Below are 17,221 nucleotides of genomic sequence, written 5' to 3' on the forward strand. Positions count from 1 at the left end.
GCCGGGGTGTCGCCGGGCCTGCTCACGGGGCCTCCTCGCCGTCGTACTGGCTGCGCGCCGAGTCGCTCACCCGGATCAGCAGGGCCACGATCGCCCAGTTGGTGACCACCGAGGAGCCGCCCTGGGCGAGGAACGGCATCGCCATGCCGGTCAGCGGGATCAGCCCGGTCACCCCGCCCGCGATCACGAACACCTGGAGCGCCAGGATCGACGCGAGACCCACCGCCAGCAGCCGCCCGAACGGCTCCCGCAGGGCGAGCGCGGCCCGGAAGCCCCGCTCCACCAGCAGCGCGTACAGCAGGAAGATCGCCGCGAGTCCGGCGAGGCCCAGTTCCTCACCGGCCGTCGCCAGGATGAAGTCCGACTTGGTGGCGAAGCCGATCAGCGTGGAGTGGCCGAGCCCCAGCCCGGTGCCGGTCATGCCGCCCGCCGCGAAGGCGAACAGCGACTGCGCGAGCTGGTTGGGCCCCTGACCCGCCTCGATGGTGCCGAAGGGGTGCAGCCAGTCCTCGATCCGGCCGTGCACATGCGGCTCCAGATGCCCCACCGCCCACGCGCCGAGCACCGCCAGCACCAGCCCCACCGCGATCCAGCCGGTCCGCCCGGTCGCCACGTACAGCAGGACCACGAAGAGGCCGAAGAACAGCAGCGAGGTGCCGAGGTCCCGCTCCAGCACCAGCACCCCGACGCTCAGCAGCCAGATCGTCACGATCGGCCCGAGCACCCGCCCGGTCGGGAACTGCAGCCGCCAGAGCCGCCGCCCGGTGTACGCCAGCGCGCTGCGGTTCGCGGCCAGATACGCGGCGAAGAACACCGCCAGCAGCACCTTCGCGAACTCGCCCGGCTGGATGGAGAACCCGGCGATCCTGATCCAGATCCGGGCGCCGTTGACCGCCGGGAACAGGATCGGCAGCAGCAACAGCACCAGCGCCGCCGCCACGCACACGTACGAGTACCGCTGGAGCACCCGGTGGTCGCGCAGCACCAGCACCACCACGATGAACAGCCCCACCCCGAGCGTCGACCACACCAACTGCGCCGGGGCCGCCCGGTCGGCCGGGGTCTGGAGGTCGAGGCGGTAGATCAGCACCAGCCCGAGCCCGTTCAGCAGCACCGCGATGGGCAGCGGCAGCGGATCGGCGTACGGCGCCCGCAGCCGCACCGCGATGTGCGCCAGCAGCGCGAGACCGCCGAGCCCGGCCCCGTACCCCGCCGCGCCGGGCGGTACGGCGCCGGTGCGGGCCAGACCGACCGCGCAGTAGCCGTACACCGACAGCAGCACGGCCAGCACGATCAGGGCCAGCTCGACCCCGCGCCGCCGGGGCAGCCGGGGGCGCGGGGTCGCGGTGCGGGAGGCGGGCGGCGCGGTCCCGGCCTGGGTCATCGGCGGGAGTTCCGCTGGCGGGAGGTCAGCACCAGCGGGGGGCGGGCCCGACGTTGCCGATGTACCGGGCCGAGGCCCACGCCCAGGTGCCGTCGGTCAGCAGGTACCAGAGCGGGTTGGTGCCGACCCGGTCGCCGTTCACCTTGCAGTAGATCGACACGTGCTCGCCCTGCTCCGCGAAGCGGACGCGGCGGGTGCCGCGGTCGGGGCGGTCGTGCAGCCAGATGCCGCCCTTGGCGGTCACCACACCCTCGTACCGGCGCGGGTCGCGGTCGCCGCGCCCGCCCGCGTGCCCGTCGGGGCCGCCCTCCTGCTGAGCGGCCGGCGCACCCCCGGCCGGGCCGTCCGCGGCACCGGCGGGCACCGCCCCGCCGAACAGCACGCCCGTCACGGCCGCCAGAGCCAGACCGTGGAAGAGGACGGAACGCAGGGACATGGGAGACCTCCGAAAGCGGACGGAACTGACTAACCGCCACATTAGGAGCCGTGGAGCGCGGTGGCGCGGCGCAGTGGGCCATCGGGGAGGAGGTGCTTGCTCCCTTCGGGGCGGACTGCTCCCATGGACGGGGGTGATGGTGCGATGAGCGGACTGCGGGTGGTGCCGAGCCGGGGGCGGCTGTACGTGTGTGACGCGGGCGGGGGCGGGGTCGCCTGGTACGACCGGGGGAGCGGCCGGGTCAGCCTGCTCGTCGCCGAGCGGGAGCGGGACGTGCTCGACGCGCTCAAGCCCTTCCTCACCGGCCCGGTGACCCTCGGCCCGCCCCTGCTCCCCGACGCCACCGAACTCGCCCGGCTGACCCTGCCTCCGGACGACGACCTCGCCCCGAACCGTCCGGGCGAGGCCCTGCTGGTCGCCCTGGACCGCGACCCCGCCCCCAAGTTCCGTGCCGACCCGCGCCGCCGCGCGCTCCTCGCGGAACAGGTCGTGGGCGCCGCCCTGGAGCAACTGGAGGGGGCGGGCTGCCGCACGCTGCACTCCGTACCGCTCCCCGGTGGCGGCCGCATCCCGCACCTGCTCGTCGGCCCGGCCGGCCTCTTCGCCGTCGGCGCGCTGTACGCCCGCGGGCGCCGGGTGCGGGTCTCCGGCCCGCTGGTCGCGGTGGGCCGCCGCGCGCCCGAACCGCTGCCACGCCGGCTGCGGGCCGACGCCGAGCGGGCCGCGTACGCCCTGACGGCCGGGGTCGGCCCGGTGCTGGTCGTGGTCGGCCCGGCCGAGGTGAGCGCCGAGGGTCTGCGGGTGCTGCGGGAGACGGAGCTGCCGGGGCTCGCCCGTCCGGGTGCCGTACTGCGGCCCTCGGAGGTGGAGGCGCTGTACGCGCGGGCGCGGGACCGGCGGACGTGGGCGGTGCTGTGACTACGGCAGCGGTGCCGCCCGCTTCGGGTCCAGGAGGCCCGCGAGGAGATCCCCGTACCGCTCCACCCTGGGCGCGACGTCCTCGGGCAGGAACGTCAGCTCGGCCGGGTCGCGGCAGTCCTCGACCTCGTCCCAGGTGACGGGCGTGGAGACGGTGGGGGTGCTGCGGGCGCGCACGGTGTAGGGGGCGGCGGTGGTCTTGCGGGCGGCGTTCTGGCTCCAGTCGACGAACACCTTGCCGGGCCTGAGGCTCCGGGTCATCCGGTGCAGCACCAGCCCCGGCATCGCCCGCTCCGCCTCCTTCGCGAGCGCCTTGGCGTAGTCGCTCGCCTCGGCCGAGGACCCGCCCCGCACCGACGCCAGCAGGTGCAGCCCCTTGGACCCGGCGGTCTTGGCGTACGCCTCGATGCCGTCCGCCGCGAGCCGCTCCCGCAGCCACAGGGCGACCTCGCAGCAGTGGACGACGGTCGCGGGCGCGCCGGGGTCGAGGTCGAACACCAGCCGGTCGGCCTCGTCCGGGCTCTGGACCAGCCACTGGTGGGTGTGGAACTCGGTCACCAGGTTCGCCGCCCACATCAGGCTCGGCAGGTCCTGGACCACCACCATCCGGGCCGCGCCCGCCGAACGGGGCACCTCGGCGGTCGTGACCCAGTCGGGCGTACCCGGCGGCACGTTCTTGGTGAAGAACACCTCCCCGCCGGGCCCGTCCGGATACCGCAGCAGGGACACCGCCCGGTCCCGCAGATGCGGCAGCAGCACCCCGGCGGCGGTGGCGTAGTAGTGCAGCAGCTCGCCCTTGGTGAAGCCGGTCTCCGGGTACAGCACCTTCTCCAGATTGCTGAGCGAGACCCGCCGCCCCTCCACCTCCGTCACTGGCGTCATAGGATGACAATCCCAGAAACGGGATGAATCGGATAAACCGACACTGTGTGGAAGGGACCCGGCACGTGCGATCCATATGGAACGGCGCCATCTCCTTCGGCCTCGTCAGCATCCCCATCAAGCTGGTGAACGCCACCGAGAGCCACGCGGTCTCCTTCCGCCAGGTCCACACCGAGGACAACGGCCGCATCCGCTACCGCAAGGTCTGCGAACTGGAGGACCGCGAGGTCACCCAGTCCGAGATCGGCAAGGCGTACGAGGGCGCCGACGGCGAGATGATCCCGATCACCGAGGACGACCTCTCCCACCTTCCGCTGCCCACCGCCCGCACGATCGAGATCGTCGCCTTCGTCCCGGCCGACCGCATCGACCCGCTCCAGATGGACGCCGCGTACTACATCGCCGCCGCCGGAGCGCCGGCCGCCAAGCCGTACACCCTGCTGCGCGAGGCCCTCAAGCGCAGCCACAAGGTCGCCATCGCCAAGTTCGCGCTGCGCGGGCGGGAGCGGCTGGGGATGCTGCGCGTGGTCGGCGACGTCATCGTCCTGCACGGCCTGCTCTGGCCCGACGAGGTACGCGCCCCCGAGGGCGTCGCCCCCGACGTGGACGTCACCGTCCGCGACCAGGAGCTGGACCTCGCCGACGCCCTCATGGACACCCTCGGCGAGGTCGACCTCAACGACCTCCACGACGAGTACCGCGAGGCCGTCGAGGAGGTCATCGCCGCCAAGGCCGCCGGCGAGACCCCACCCGAGGCCCCCGCCCCCTCCGACGGCGGCAAGGTCCTCGACCTCATGGCCGCGCTGGAGAAGAGCGTCCGCGAGGCCCGCGAGTCGCGGGGCGGCGAGGGCGAGGCGGAGGTCCGCGACCTCCACGGCCGGGGCACGCCGAAGGAGACGGGGGCGCGGAAGTCCACCTCCAAGACGGCGGCGAAGAAGACGACGAGCGCGCGGAAGTCGACGTCCAAGGCGGGGGAGTCGAAGGCGGCGGCGAAGAAGACGGCGTCCAAGTCGACGTCGAAGGCGACGGAGAAGAAGCCTGCGGCGAAGAAGGCACCGGCGAAGAAGAAGGCGGCTGCGGGGAAGCGGTCGGCTTGAGGGGGTGGGGCTGGCGGGGCGCCGCACCACCACGACCGGCGTCAGTCACGTACCCAGGGTCGCCGCCCGCGCACGCCCCCGCATCCCGTACCTCGGATTCACCTCCCCGAACGGCGCGCCCTCAGGCACGATGAACGTGTGACATACGTGGTGACCGTGGCGATGGCCCCGCCCCAGGGGGCTCCGGAACTCGACGCGCTGCGCCGGGAGGGAGTGGTCTTCCTGCTGCGCAAGGGCTTCGACTCGCTGGAGGCGGTCGAGGGCCCGGACGGCATGGAGGTCGACCTGCTGGACGACGTGATCGCCGCCCATCCCGGCGGGGCCCTGCTGAAGCTGTTCGTGGACGCCCCGGCGCTGGAGTTCGCGGAGGACGCGGCGCGGGAGGTGGTGACGGAGCTGATGGAACGTACCGAGGCGCTGTCCGACTGGCGCCTGACCCGCTGCGCGGTGGAACTGAACTCCGAGCTGCTCCAGGAGAGCCTGGACGCGGCCGACGGCCCCGACGCCCCGCCGTCCGACCCCGCGGAACGCGCGAGGCGCCACGCGGCGGGCACGACCCCCGCGCCCCCGGACAGCCCCGGCCATTCGGAGAGCCAGGCGATGCGTACGAGGCTCCGCGAACTGGCCCCGTCGCTGACGGCGTTCACCTTGGAGGCGTTCGGCCACCACGAATCGATGCCGGAGTGCGAGGTCGGCAGAGAGGCGGCGGAGATAGCGGCGGGCGCCGTGGTCTACGCGATCGACCTCCTGGTGGACGAACTCTTCACCGACCTGGCCGCCTTGGAGGACGACGGCCCCACGGTCGCCCGCAGCAACGCGACGTTCATGATCCTGGACGATCTCCCCCCACACCTGGCGGACGCGTACACGGTCCTCTTCACCCGCCGCCTCACCGTCACCGCGATCACCCTCACGGGCCGCCTGACCCGCCCCCCGTTCGACCACCCCACCTGCCTGGCCGAAGAACTCCTCCTGAAGTCCCTGCTGAACCAGGCGGAGGTAACGGCCGACCTCTACAGCCTTCTGTCGGACGAGGTAACCCAGGCCCTCGAAACCTTCGCCACCACCCTCCACCCCCCAACCTCCCCCCACCCGGCGACCCCTGAGGACCCGGACACCTGGTTCACCCCGTACACCCCGGTCTCGCCGGTGCATCCGTACGCGGCGAACGAGAACGAGGAGACGGTGGTGGAGTTGCCGGAGTGAGGGTGTCGCAGGGCTAGTTGAGAGTTGAAGTGTCACAACTCCGTCACCATCTGCACGAGTTCCTCACATGTGACGCGTCGGCGTAGCTAGGTTCATCCCTCACGTACTCGCCTCGGGGGGACCTCTCATGACCTACTACCAGCCGCAGCCACCGTTCCAGCCGCCGCCCGCGCCGACGCGTCCCGCCCCGAAGTGGGCCCGCAAGCGCTTCGTACTCCCCGCTCTGGGCCTCGCGTTCATCCTGGGCATAGGCAGCGCCGGCGCCGACGCCCAGAACGCGAACACCACAAAGTCGGTCTCCAACACCAAGCCCCTCCCAACCGCCACGGCCACGGTCACCGCGACAGCCACGGCAACGGCAACGGAGACGGCGAAGCCGGAGCCCGCGCCGACGGTGACCAAGACGGTCAAGGTCCGGGTAACGGTCACGGCACACGCCGCGGCGGCGGGTTCAGGAAGCTCAACATCCGGCGGCTCCTCCTCCAGCGGCGGCACCACCTCATCCGGCGGCGGCTCTGGCTCGTCCGGGGGCGGCTCTGGCTCGTCCGGGGGCTCGAGTTCCTCGGAAGGCTCCACCTCGGGGGGCGGCGGCGCGACGGCCCTGTGCAACGACGGCTCGTACTCGTACGCCGCCCACCACCAGGGGGCCTGCTCGCATCACGGCGGGGTTGCCGTTTTCTACCGTTAGTCGACAGCGGACGGGCGTCTGAGTGCCCGTCCCGGTCCCCACCCACTCCCTCATACGCAAAGACTCCGTCGTCAGCGCTTCCGCTGTCGACGAGGTCTTTAGCCCGCCTATAGCGGCACTCCCGGCGAGCCAAACCTGCAGACGGCTTCAAACGGCGTCTGCGTGGGGTAGTCAGCCGCAGCTCAGCGGCTTGCGCAGGCAACTCCCGAGCTAGCTAGTCCGCGAATAGGCCGGGTGCCTAGTCCCGTCGGCCCCAGCCACTCAGGCGCCACGAGACGTTGGCCGCCCGGCTCTATGCTGGGGCTGGGTCTGTTGGCGTGCCTCTACGCACCAAAACTTCCCCCAGGTTTCAGCACTTTGAGGTAACTTTGCGTGCTTTTGTTCACGGATGCTCAGGCGTCAGCAGTGGATAGCGGTGCCTTTAATTGCTCCTTGATGCGGACTGTGGCCGCGTTGCGTGCAGCTCGATTTTGGCGGCGCGGACGAACTTTATCTCACTTTCGTTGAATTGGCGAGAGGCATCAAAATACGAGCTGTGAGAGGTTGGGGGGTGAGATGCCCATCCCTCCAGGAGGGCTTCGAACTCTTCGTGGTCCAGAGTGCCGGGCGGTAGCGCCTTCCCTGCTTCGCGGCAGGCTCTTTGCGCCTCTCGGGCTTCCGGGGCGTTTGACTCATCCGGACCTGAAGAGTCATTGGAGCGGAAACGGCTTAGGTCGATTAGCGATTCCATGAATATTTCAGCGGCGGACCGCATGTCTGGCAACTCGCCATCCATGAGGCGGCCGATTTTGCCCCATGCCCTCTCGTAAATCGCCTGCTTGCTGAGGTAATACCCTATCATTTCCGCTGCGCGGGTCATTTCTGCAGCGGGGCCGGCTACGCTATCAGGACCTTCTAGTTCGATGATTGTTTGCGTTTCTTTAAGGATCGCGATAGTCCCCTCAAGGGTAGATCTTCCGGCGCTGATGCTCTCTGCTGATAGGTCATCCGCGTTGTCCATGACGAACCGTTCACCCCGCTCCTTCACGCGGTTTGCGGCAAGGAGGAATGATGCGTAAGCCTCCCGTTGGATACTGCGACGCCACTGCAGGTGAGCAGCGTTCGACTCGGCACGAACAGCGTCCAGTGCAGCACTGTATGCAGCCTCGGCTTGAGCTAGCCCCGCCTCGTTGGTCGCCTTCGCAGTACACATGGCGGCCTTCAATTGCCATCGGCCAACGAGCACAGTTGCAGGAATTCCGATCAGCGCGACGGCGGCCGCGGACAGCGTGCCTATCCCCTCAAGATCCATGCAGCTCATGGTGCCGCATCGGACTGGTGTGCTCACACGATTTGGTCGAAGGAGTCTGGTCCACCATCTTGGAAGATCACGTAAGCGGATGAGGGTCGGCCAGGGAAGGCCCTATGCCTTCCTGTCTGAGTCACCGTGACTTCGGCCCTCACGCGAGGGTGTAGCGCATCACGGCTGACGTGTCGACGCACGCGGTGATCGCGAGCATCCCATTCTCATAACGACGACAGAGCCGCAGGTGTGAGGCGCGTCACTGGTCTGTGGCGGTAGTCGTACCGAGCGGTCACTGTCTGCCTCTATCCGTGGAGGCTGATGTCAGTGGCGGGTGTCAAGCTCCCGAAGACCATCTAGAGGGCTAGGTGGCAGACTCATCCGGTGGGACAGGCAACAACTTAGACGGTGTCTTGATTGGCTGGGTAAGGTGGCGTTTCCGCGGGTCGATGGGGCGGATCACGCCGGAGACGTCGCTTGGGCGATCATCAGACGATGCAGACGGACAACTGGTCAATGCTTGCCGACTCGGAGCGGGAGCAGTGGGAGCACGTGCCCCACCAGATGGTCGGCCCGTTATATTTCAGTATTGATCGACATGAAGCCATTACGATCATGGCGGAGCACGGCTTCTCTGGCACCGAGAGTGAGATCGAAAGCTGGAACCCGCAGCGTGCTCAGTGGCGCGTCGAGTTCCGCCGTACTGCGTCGGACGAGCAGCGCCCCGCCGTGAAGTGCTACTTCATCGAAGGCGTGGGTCTGACATGCGTGCTTGTTGACGGGTTGCGCGGCCCTCAAGTCAGCTGCCAGGGGATTCAGCTGATCGGTCGGGTGCCGTCGGAGCTGGACGCGCAGATGGAAGCGCACGCACTGGAGCGAGAGTTGGGCATCTGGTTCTGCCCGACGGGTGACCTGGGCTGGCCCGACTTCGGGTTCGAGAGAGGTGCACAGCGCGCCGGCGATACCGTCGTGAGCTGGGCTTCCTTCTTCAACACCGGGGAGATCGCGGGCACCTCCTGGGACATCACACCGGCAGAGGTCTGGCATCACTGGTAGGCGGCCCTGATGCTGAACGGGAGCTATCTGATGAGTCGCCGGTAGCAGATCAGGGCGCTGGCGATGCCAGCGAAGGCCAGGAAGTGATCGGCCTTGCGCTCGTAGCGGCGGTGCAGGCGACGGCATCCATTCAGCCAGGACATCGTCCGCTCGACCACCCAGCGGTACCGACCCAAGCGACCGGAGCTTTCGACCCCGCGGCGGGCGATGCGCGGCACGATCTGGCGACGGCGAAGCCAACCTCGCAGGTGGTCGAAGTCGTAGACCTTGTCCGCATGCAGCTTGGCCGGGCGCCGTCGCCGGGGCCCGAAGCGGGAGCGGATCGGTGGGATGCCGCGCATCAATGGGATCAGCGCCTGGCTGTCGTGGAGGTTGGCGCCGGAGATGCCGACCGACAGAGGCAGCCCGTTGCGGTCGCAGATCACGTGAATCTTCGACCCGAGCTTGCCGCGATCGGTCGGATTCGGTCCGGTCAAGGGCCCCCTTTGACCGCCCGGACACTGACCGAGTCGATCGCGCAGCGCGACCAGTCCAGCTCGCCGTTCACGCCAAGTCGATCGAGGACCACGCGGTGCAGCTTGGCCCACACCCGCGCCGTGGACCAGTCCGTGAAACGCCGGTGCACCGTCTGCCAGGACGCGTCGAAGACTGGCGGAAGCTGCCGCCAAGCGCAGCCTGAGGTGGCGACGAAGATGATCGCGGCCAGGACTGCGCGGTCATCGCACCGCCGCCGGCCTCCGCCCTGGGCGCGTATCGGCGGCTCCGGCGCCACGTCCTGGAAGATCTCCCACAGCCCGTCCGGCACCAGCCGCTCAACCATGTCCATGCCCGTAGCAACGAGCTATCACCAATCGAGACACCGTCTTAGACCGACTATCAACATGGGGAGGGGGCACCGTGGGCGCCGTTCTGGTCCCGGTTCTGACCGCTGGCTCTGTGGTCGCCGCAGCCATAGCCACCCCGCTCGTCAGTGGCATCGTGCAAGCTCGAAGTGGCGACCGCCTCCGCGCCTCGGGCGCGGCGAATTTGGAGCTAGTAGACAAGTTGCGCTCGCGTGACCAGGAGTGGCAGCAGGAGATCGACAGCGTCCATGACTTGCTGCGGAGGCAGGTAGCTCAGATCAGAGACCGGGACCAAGCCGAGCTGGACAGGCGGCGCGAGTGGAGCGCTCTCTTCGTGGTGGCCTTTCTCTATCTACTCGGCATCCCCCTACTTGTGTTGTTCTACCGGCTTGATCAGTGGTGGGCGTGGACTCTCAACTGGGCTCTCTTGATCTTCCTCATCGCCATGACGATTGCTGGAATCGACCGTGCAGTTCATCCCCCCGCGCCGACAGACGAAGAAGACCAATCCAGTGGCACGCCCGCTCCTGGGTGATCGCTCAGAACATTCCTACAGCCGCGCTACTTCCTGGGGCACCAAGCTCCGCCTGCTCCCGTCCCGTGCGCCGTCGACCCATACACCGTGGAGCGGGTGTGGTTCATGGTCAGCCGGGAGACCTCGTCCTTCGACGGCATGCGGGAGAGGAAGTGCACCGGCTTGTACCCAAGTTTGGCAAGCCGGGCGTAGGTGCCGCCCGGCCCCGTTTCCTCCTGGGTGATCGCGGAACCGGCAACCAACGACATGGGCAGGTAGCTCGGCGCGAGCAGGACGGGCTTGCCGGCGAGGACGAAGCGCCGACGTCTGACGCACACCTGCTCGTCATCACCGAGATCCATAACGGCGCTGACATGATCCGGCGCTACCTCTGCGCACACCGTGACCTGCTTCCGGGACCGACATATGTGAACGACGGGTCCGGCTTGGCCGCCAAGAGTCTGCGGTTTCCGACACGGGGCTGCTCGCAGCCGCACCCGCCTGTACATACGCGAAGACCCCGGCCTCAGCGTTTCCGCTGGTGTCGGGGTCTTTGGGCACCTCGTGCAAGGTGCCCCCGGCAGGATTCGAACCTGCGCACACGGCTCCGGAGGCCGTTGCTCTATCCCCTGAGCTACGGGGGCGTGTCGGGCGTTGCGCTGGGCGCTTGCGGCGACGGGTAGAACCCTAGCAGGTCTTGCGGGGTGATCAGGAACGGGTTTGCCCAGGCGGGGTCGGCTTGTGGGGGTCGCCTGGGGGAGGGCTTTGTTTTGGGGCTTGGCCGGAGCCCGGCCGTGTCCGAGGGGGCATCCGGCGCCCGTGGTTCGGCGGGGTTCCCGGTGGCCGGCCGTGCAAGTTCGTCCCAGGGATGGCCCTGCCGCACTCTGTCACTCGGCCGGTGTTCGTTCGAGGATCACTGTGTATGTGGTCCCGGCTGGCATCATCCACCCCTGCGGCGTTCCCCCCCGGGTGTCCGTGGCCCCGGCCTGGCCCCGGTCGGCGTCCATCCCTACGGCGCCCGCCGTGCCTGTGGGGCCGGCCTGGCGCCGGCCGGCACTCGCCCCTACGTCATCTGACCGGGTCCGTGGCCCGGGCCCGACCCCGGCCGGCATCCACCCCCACGGCCCCCCAACCCCCCCCGTGGTCCCACCCCATACCCACCCCTCCGTAGCGGAGCGTCCCGCGTCACCCCAAATCCCGCCACCACCCGTCAGAGCGAGAACTCGGGAAAACCGGGACGCGGCCCCCCGTCCCGACCTACTCTCGAGTTGTGTCAGGCGCGTCCGGCCGGGTGCTTGTTGTGGATGACAGCAAGGGCATCCGGCAGCTGATCAAGGTCAATCTCGAGCTGGAAGGGCTTGAGGTGGTGACCGCGGTCGATGGTGCCGAGTGTCTTGATGTGGTGCACCATGTGCGCCCGGACGTCATCACGCTCGACGTCGTCATGCCCCGTCTCGACGGGCTCAGTACCGCCGCCCGCCTCAGGGCCGACCCCCGTACCCGCGACCTCCCGCTCGCCATCATCAGCGCGTGCACGCAGTACGAGGTGGAGAGCGGGCTCGACTCCGGTGTCGACGCCTTCCTGCCCAAACCCTTCGAGCCCGACGAGCTGGTTCGCCTGGTCAAGGGACTGCTGGAGCGGAGCGACCGGCGCGACGGGGTCTGCTCCGGCGGCTAGCCACCCCTCTCCGCCCGCCCTCCCCCCTCCCCTAGGCTTGTCCCGTGACCCCCGCCGAGCTGTCCCGTGCCGTCCTGGACGCGGTGTGCCGTGCCGTGGACGCGGGGGAGCTGGACGTGGCTCCGCCGGAGCGGGTCACTCTCACCGAGCCCGGCCCCGGCGGCTGCGGGGACTTCGCGACCAACGTCGCCCTCCGCCTCGCCCGCCCCGCCGGCCGGCCCCCGCTGCGCGTCGCCGACATCCTGCGGGCGCGGCTGCTCGACGCGGACGGGGTACGCGACGTCGTCGTCACCGGGCCCGGCTTCCTCAACATCAGCCTCCGCGCCCGCGACGACCTGCTCACCGGGCTCGTCCGCGAGATCCGCGCGCGCGGTACGGAGTACGGGTACGGGGACGCCCTCGCCGGGCAGACCGTCGTACTGCGCGTGCCGTACGAGGTGCGTGCCGAGGTCGTCGCCGACGCCGTCGCGCGGATCATCGCCACGCAGGGCGGCCGGGCGGAGATCGAGCACGGCGAGCCCGTCACGCTACGGCCCGTGCCCGCGCCCGAGGACCCCGCGTCGCTCGGCCCCGACGCCGCCCGCTGGGCCCTCCTCCACCCCGCCCCGCACGACCGCCCCCGCATCACCGCCGACCACCTCGTCCAACGCGAGATCAACCCCCTCTTCCGCATCCGCTACGCCCACGCCCGCGTACGAGCCCTGCTCCGCAACGCGGGCGACCTGGGCTTCTCGGCGGAACCGGGCGAGCTGGCGTCCGAGGCCCACTTCGACAGTGCCGCTGGCGCGAGCCACTCCGCCCCCGGCGCCTCCGCCGCACCACCCCACCCCCTCCAACCCCCCCTGCTGGACCACCCCCGCATCCTCCGCGCCGCCGCCACCCAGCACGCCCCCGACCGCCTCGCCCGGCACCTCCTGACCGTCGCCGATGCTCTCCTCCCCCTGCTTCCCGAGGTGCTTCCCGTAGGGGAGGAGAAACCCGGGGCCGCCCATCGTGCCCGGCTGGCGCTTGCCGAAGCCGCCGGGGCGGTGCTTGCCGGTGGCCTGTCCCTGCTCGGCATCGACGCACCCGAACACCTCTGAGAACAGAGAGCCACTCATGAGCCGTTCCGCCCACCCCGCCGGGCCCCGTCACGCCGATGTGCTGCCCGAGGGGCACTACTCGGCCCCGCCGGCCGACCTGAACGCCCTCGACCCCAAGGTGTGGGCCCACACCGTGCGCCGGGACGAGGACGGTGTCGTCAGCGTCGGCGGGCGTACCGTGACCGAGCTGGCCGAGGAGTACGGCACGCCCGCGTACATCCTCGACGAGTCCGATTTCCGGGCCAGGGCCCGCGCCTGGCGGACCGCGTTCGGCACCGACGCCGACGTCTTCTACGCCGGCAAGGCGTTCCTCTCCCGCGCCGTCGTGCGCTGGCTCGACGAGGAGGGGCTCAACCTCGACGTCTGCTCCGGCGGCGAACTCGCCACCGCACTGTCCGCCGGGATGGACCCCGCCCGCATCGCCTTCCACGGCAACAACAAGTCCGTCGAGGAGATCACCCGCGCCGTCGAGGCCGGCGTCGGCCGGATCGTGCTCGACTCCTTCCAGGAGATCGCCCGCGTCGCGCACATCGCGCAGGGACTCGGCAAGCGGCAGAAGGCGCAGATCCGCATCACCGTCGGCGTCGAGGCGCACACCCACGAGTTCATCGCCACCGCGCACGAGGACCAGAAGTTCGGCATCCCGCTCGCGGGCGGCCAGGCCGCGGAGGCCGTACGCCGCGCCCTCACCCTCGACGGGCTCGAACTCATCGGCATCCACAGCCACATCGGCTCGCAGATCTTCGACATGTCCGGCTTCGAGGTGGCCGCCCACCGCGTGGTCGGGCTGCTGAAGGACATCCGCGACGAGCACGGCGTCGAGCTGTCCGAGATCGACCTCGGCGGCGGCCTCGGCATCGCCTACACCAGCTCCGACGACCCCCGCGAGCCGCACGAGATCGCCAAGGCGCTCACCGAGATCGTCACCCGCGAGTGCGAGGCGGCCAAGCTGCGCGTCCCCCGTATCTCCGTCGAGCCCGGCCGCGCCATCGTCGGCCCGACCGCGTTCACGCTGTACGAGGTCGGGACGGTCAAGCCGCTCGACGGGCTGCGCACGTACGTCTCCGTCGACGGCGGTATGTCGGACAACATCCGCACCGCGCTGTACGACGCCGAGTACAGCGTCGCCCTCGTCTCGCGGGCCAGCGACGCCGAGCCGATGCTCACCCGCGTCGTCGGCAAGCACTGCGAGAGCGGGGACATCGTGGTCAAGGACGCGTTCCTCCCCGCCGACCTGGCGCCGGGCGACCTGATCGCCGTCCCCGCCACGGGCGCCTACTGCCGGTCCATGGCGAGCAACTACAACCACGTCCTGCGTCCGCCGGTCGTCGCGGTCGGCGACGGCGAGGCGCGGGTGATCGTCCGGCGCGAGACGGAGGAGGACCTGCTCCGGCTGGACGTCGGCTGAGGCCGGAAGGGCCGCCCGGGGCCCCGTTCCGGGAACGCGAAACAGATGTCTCACGATCCGGACGAAAGGCGGAAAGCCCCATCCGGTGAGTGAGACTGGTCGGACCGTAGACGGTGAGAGGAAACGAGGTCGGATGATGCGTACGCGTCCGCTGAAGGTGGCGCTGCTGGGCTGTGGAGTGGTCGGCTCCGAGGTGGCGCGCATCATGACGACGCACGCCGACGACCTCGCCGCCCGCATCGGGGCCCCGGTCGAACTGGCCGGGGTCGCCGTACGGCGGCCCTCGAAGGTGCGCGCCGGGATCGACCCCGCGCTCGTCACCACCGACGCGACCGCCCTGGTCAAACGGGGTGACATCGACGTGGTGGTGGAGGTCATCGGCGGCATCGAGCCCGCCCGCGCCCTGATCACCACCGCGCTGGAGCACGGCGCCTCCGTCGTCTCGGCCAACAAGGCCCTGCTCGCCCAGGACGGCGCCGCCCTGCACGCCGCCGCCGAGGAGCACGGCCGGGACCTCTACTACGAGGCCGCCGTCGCCGGTGCCATCCCGCTGATCCGCCCGCTGCGCGAGTCCCTCGCCGGCGACAAGGTCAACCGCGTGCTCGGCATCGTCAACGGCACCACCAACTTCATCCTCGACAAGATGGACTCCACCGGCGCCGGCTACCAGGAGGCCCTGGACGAGGCCACCGCGCTCGGGTACGCCGAGGCCGACCCCACCGCCGACGTCGAGGGCTTCGACGCCGCCGCCAAGGCCGCCATCCTGGCCGGGATCGCCTTCCACACCCGCGTCCGCCTCGACGACGTGCACCGCGAGGGCATGACCGAGGTCACCGCGGCCGACTTCCGCTCGGCGCGCGAGATGGGCTGCACCATCAAGCTGCTCGCCATCTGCGAGCGGGCCAGGGACGGCGCCTCGGTCACCGCCCGCGTCCACCCCGCGATGATCCCGCTGAGCCACCCGCTGGCCTCGGTGCGCGGCGCGTACAACGCGGTGTTCGTGGAGTCCGACGCGGCCGGACAGCTCATGTTCTACGGCCCCGGCGCCGGCGGCGCGCCCACCGCCTCGGCGGTCCTCGGCGACCTCGTCGCCGTCTGCCGCAACCGGCTCAACGCTACGACGGGGCCCGGCGAATCGGCGTACGCGGCACTGCCCGTATCCCCGATGGGCGACGTCGTCACGCGGTACCACATCAGCCTCGACGTCGCCGACAAACCGGGTGTCCTCGCCCAGGTCGCCACGGTCTTCGCCGAGCACGGGGTGTCGATCGATACGGTTCGGCAGCAGGGGAAGGACGGCGAGGCGTCCCTCGTCGTCGTCACGCACCGCGCCTCCGACGCGTCCCTCACCGGGACCGTGGAGGCGCTGCGCAAGCTCGACACCGTGCGGGGTGTCGCCAGCATCATGCGGGTTGAAGGGGAGTAAGCGGCAATGACCCACCAGTGGCGCGGAATCATCGAGGAGTACCGGGACCGGCTGCCGGTCACCGACAGCACGCCCGTCGTGTCGCTCCGCGAGGGCGGCACGCCTCTCGTGCCCGCACAGGTGCTCTCCGAGCGCACGGGCTGCGCGGTCCACCTCAAGGTGGAGGGGGCCAATCCCACCGGCTCCTTCAAGGACCGGGGCATGACCATGGCCATCACGCGGGCCAAGGAGGAGGGCGCCAAGGCGGTCATCTGCGCCTCCACCGGCAACACCTCCGCCTCGGCGGCCGCCTACGCGGTGCGCGCGGGCATGGTCTCGGCGGTGCTCGTCCCGCAGGGCAAGATCGCGCTCGGCAAGATGGGCCAGGCCCTGGTGCACGGCGCGAAGATCCTCCAGGTCGCCGGGAACTTCGACGACTGTCTCGACCTCGCGCGTGCCCTGAGCGACAACTACCCGGTGGCGCTGGTCAATTCGGTCAACCCGGTGCGCATCGAGGGCCAGAAGACGGCCGCCTTCGAGATCGTGGACATGCTGGGCGACGCCCCCGACATCCACGTCCTCCCGGTCGGCAACGCGGGCAACATCACCGCCTACTGGAAGGGCTACCGGGAGTACGCCGCCGACGGCCCGGCCACCCGTACCCCGCGCATGTGGGGCTACCAGGCGTCGGGCAGCGCGCCCATCGTGCGCGGCGAGGTCGTCAAGGACCCCTCCACCGTGGCCACCGCCATCCGGATCGGCAACCCCGCCTCCTGGAGCTACGCGCTGGCGGCGCGGGACGAGTCCGGCGGCCACATCGACGAGGTGACGGACCGTGAGATCCTGCGCGCCTACCGGCTGTTGGCCGCGCAGGAGGGGGTCTTCGTGGAGCCCGCCTCCGCCGCCTCGGTGGCCGGACTGCTCAAGGCCGCCGAGCAGGGCAAGGTCGACCCCGGCCAGACCATCGTGTGCACCGTCACCGGCAACGGCCTGAAGGACCCCGACTGGGCCGTGGCCGGCGCCCCGCAGCCGGTCACCGTGCCGGTCGACTCGGCCGTCGCCGCCGAGCGGCTCGGCCTCGCCTGACGCCGGGCCCGAGAGGGTGCACAGGGGGCTTGCGACACGCATCGTGCGCCTCCTGTGCGCCCTATGTCGCGGCGGAACCTTCCTTCGATAGGCTGGGGGCAACCCGCCCACCGCACATGCCCATCGCGTGTGGCACGGCGCCGCCGCCCCAAGCGGCCCGGCGGGTTCTCCGTACGTCACCACGTCATCGAGTGTCCGCACCGGATGCCCCTCGCGGGCCATTCGGCAGTCACGTCCGTCAACGCAGCTCAAGGAGA

General features: G+C 70.3%; 18 protein-coding genes and 1 tRNA gene. 11 read left to right on the top strand and 8 right to left on the bottom strand.

What is annotated here, in order from left to right; translation table 11 throughout:
* Window positions 1-22 precede the first annotated feature (22 nt).
* Window positions 23-1,384, bottom strand: a complete 1,362-nt coding sequence (locus E5083_RS03730; RefSeq protein WP_135784120.1) for an FtsW/RodA/SpoVE family cell cycle protein — start codon at window positions 1,382-1,384, stop codon at window positions 23-25.
* Between the two features lie 25 nt (window positions 1,385-1,409).
* Window positions 1,410-1,820: an SH3 domain-containing protein gene (locus tag E5083_RS03735; RefSeq protein ID WP_135784121.1), complete on the bottom strand. Its 411-nt coding sequence runs from the start codon at window positions 1,818-1,820 to the stop codon at window positions 1,410-1,412.
* A gap of 144 nt (window positions 1,821-1,964) precedes the next feature.
* Between E5083_RS03735 and E5083_RS03740 the strand changes: the two genes are divergently transcribed.
* A complete protein-coding gene (locus E5083_RS03740) occupies window positions 1,965-2,738 on the top strand; it encodes an NERD domain-containing protein (RefSeq protein WP_135784122.1) in 774 nt (257 codons plus the stop codon).
* Here E5083_RS03740 and ligD read toward each other — a convergent pair whose 3' ends face one another.
* Complete coding sequence (gene ligD, locus E5083_RS03745; RefSeq protein ID WP_135784123.1) at window positions 2,739-3,620, bottom strand: non-homologous end-joining DNA ligase; 882 nt, start codon at window positions 3,618-3,620, stop codon at window positions 2,739-2,741. It lies immediately after the preceding gene.
* Between the two features lie 65 nt (window positions 3,621-3,685).
* Between ligD and ku the strand changes: the two genes are divergently transcribed.
* Window positions 3,686-4,717, top strand: coding sequence for a non-homologous end joining protein Ku (gene ku / locus E5083_RS03750; RefSeq protein WP_167513444.1), 1,032 nt, complete (start codon window positions 3,686-3,688; stop codon window positions 4,715-4,717).
* Between the two features lie 138 nt (window positions 4,718-4,855).
* Window positions 4,856-5,923 (top strand): hypothetical protein, encoded by a 1,068-nt coding sequence (locus E5083_RS03755; RefSeq protein WP_135784125.1) that lies wholly within the window; start codon window positions 4,856-4,858, stop codon window positions 5,921-5,923.
* Between the two features lie 135 nt (window positions 5,924-6,058).
* Here the strand turns inward: E5083_RS03755 and E5083_RS32120 are convergent, their stop codons facing one another.
* Complete coding sequence (locus E5083_RS32120; RefSeq protein ID WP_341869857.1) at window positions 6,059-6,532, bottom strand: hypothetical protein; 474 nt, start codon at window positions 6,530-6,532, stop codon at window positions 6,059-6,061.
* Here E5083_RS32120 and E5083_RS32125 point away from each other — a divergent pair.
* Window positions 6,525-6,611, top strand: coding sequence for a DUF3761 domain-containing protein (locus E5083_RS32125; protein WP_341869859.1), 87 nt, complete (start codon window positions 6,525-6,527; stop codon window positions 6,609-6,611). The two genes, E5083_RS32120 and E5083_RS32125, sit on opposite strands and share 8 nt — an antisense overlap.
* A 421-nt stretch (window positions 6,612-7,032) precedes the next feature.
* On the opposite strand, the gene E5083_RS03765 is transcribed toward E5083_RS32125, so the two are convergent.
* Window positions 7,033-7,902: a hypothetical protein gene (locus E5083_RS03765; protein ID WP_135784127.1), complete on the bottom strand. Its 870-nt coding sequence runs from the start codon at window positions 7,900-7,902 to the stop codon at window positions 7,033-7,035.
* Between the two features lie 486 nt (window positions 7,903-8,388).
* Here E5083_RS03765 and E5083_RS03770 point away from each other — a divergent pair, with 486 nt between their 5' ends.
* Window positions 8,389-8,949, top strand: coding sequence for a hypothetical protein (locus E5083_RS03770; protein WP_244317363.1), 561 nt, complete (start codon window positions 8,389-8,391; stop codon window positions 8,947-8,949).
* A 23-nt stretch (window positions 8,950-8,972) separates the two neighbouring features.
* Here E5083_RS03770 and E5083_RS03775 read toward each other — a convergent pair.
* A protein-coding gene (locus tag E5083_RS03775) for an IS5 family transposase (RefSeq protein WP_425276693.1) occupies window positions 8,973-9,769 on the bottom strand; the annotation gives its coding sequence in 2 pieces (ribosomal slippage) (window positions 8,973-9,439 and window positions 9,439-9,769; 798 coding nt in all).
* A gap of 77 nt (window positions 9,770-9,846) precedes the next feature.
* On the opposite strand from E5083_RS03775, the gene E5083_RS03780 reads away from it, so the two are divergent.
* Entirely contained in the window at window positions 9,847-10,326 is a 480-nt protein-coding gene (locus E5083_RS03780) for a hypothetical protein (RefSeq protein WP_135784128.1), read from the top strand.
* Window positions 10,327-10,352: 26 nt separating this feature from the next.
* Here E5083_RS03780 and E5083_RS03785 read toward each other — a convergent pair whose 3' ends face one another.
* Together E5083_RS03785 and E5083_RS03790 are read right to left on the bottom strand one after the other, a co-directional pair.
* On the bottom strand, window positions 10,353-10,814 hold the full coding sequence (locus E5083_RS03785) for a UTRA domain-containing protein (RefSeq protein WP_135784129.1): 462 nt from the start codon (window positions 10,812-10,814) through the stop codon (window positions 10,353-10,355).
* A gap of 63 nt (window positions 10,815-10,877) precedes the next feature.
* Window positions 10,878-10,949, bottom strand: a tRNA-Arg gene (locus tag E5083_RS03790).
* Between the two features lie 626 nt (window positions 10,950-11,575).
* On the opposite strand from E5083_RS03790, the gene E5083_RS03795 reads away from it, so the two are divergent.
* The 5 genes from E5083_RS03795 to thrC all read left to right on the top strand — a co-directional run bounded on the left by E5083_RS03795 (window position 11,576) and on the right by thrC (window position 16,964).
* Window positions 11,576-11,983, top strand: a complete 408-nt coding sequence (locus E5083_RS03795; protein ID WP_135784130.1) for a response regulator — start codon at window positions 11,576-11,578, stop codon at window positions 11,981-11,983.
* Between the two features lie 44 nt (window positions 11,984-12,027).
* The gene (gene nrtL / locus E5083_RS03800) at window positions 12,028-13,065 is read left to right on the top strand and encodes an ArgS-related anticodon-binding protein NrtL (protein WP_135784131.1); all 1,038 of its coding nucleotides are present in this window, start codon (window positions 12,028-12,030) and stop codon (window positions 13,063-13,065) included.
* A 16-nt stretch (window positions 13,066-13,081) separates the two neighbouring features.
* The gene (gene lysA / locus E5083_RS03805; protein ID WP_135784132.1) at window positions 13,082-14,473 is read left to right on the top strand and encodes a diaminopimelate decarboxylase; all 1,392 of its coding nucleotides are present in this window, start codon (window positions 13,082-13,084) and stop codon (window positions 14,471-14,473) included.
* A gap of 133 nt (window positions 14,474-14,606) precedes the next feature.
* Window positions 14,607-15,899, top strand: a complete 1,293-nt coding sequence (locus E5083_RS03810) for a homoserine dehydrogenase (RefSeq protein ID WP_167513446.1) — start codon at window positions 14,607-14,609, stop codon at window positions 15,897-15,899.
* Between the two features lie 6 nt (window positions 15,900-15,905).
* On the top strand, window positions 15,906-16,964 hold the full coding sequence (gene thrC, locus E5083_RS03815; RefSeq protein ID WP_030815927.1) for a threonine synthase: 1,059 nt from the start codon (window positions 15,906-15,908) through the stop codon (window positions 16,962-16,964).
* The last annotated feature ends 257 nt before the right edge of the window (window positions 16,965-17,221 follow it).

The sequence above is a fragment of the Streptomyces bauhiniae genome (assembly GCF_004784475.1).
Taxonomy (GTDB): Bacteria; Actinomycetota; Actinomycetes; order Streptomycetales; family Streptomycetaceae; genus Streptomyces; species Streptomyces seoulensis.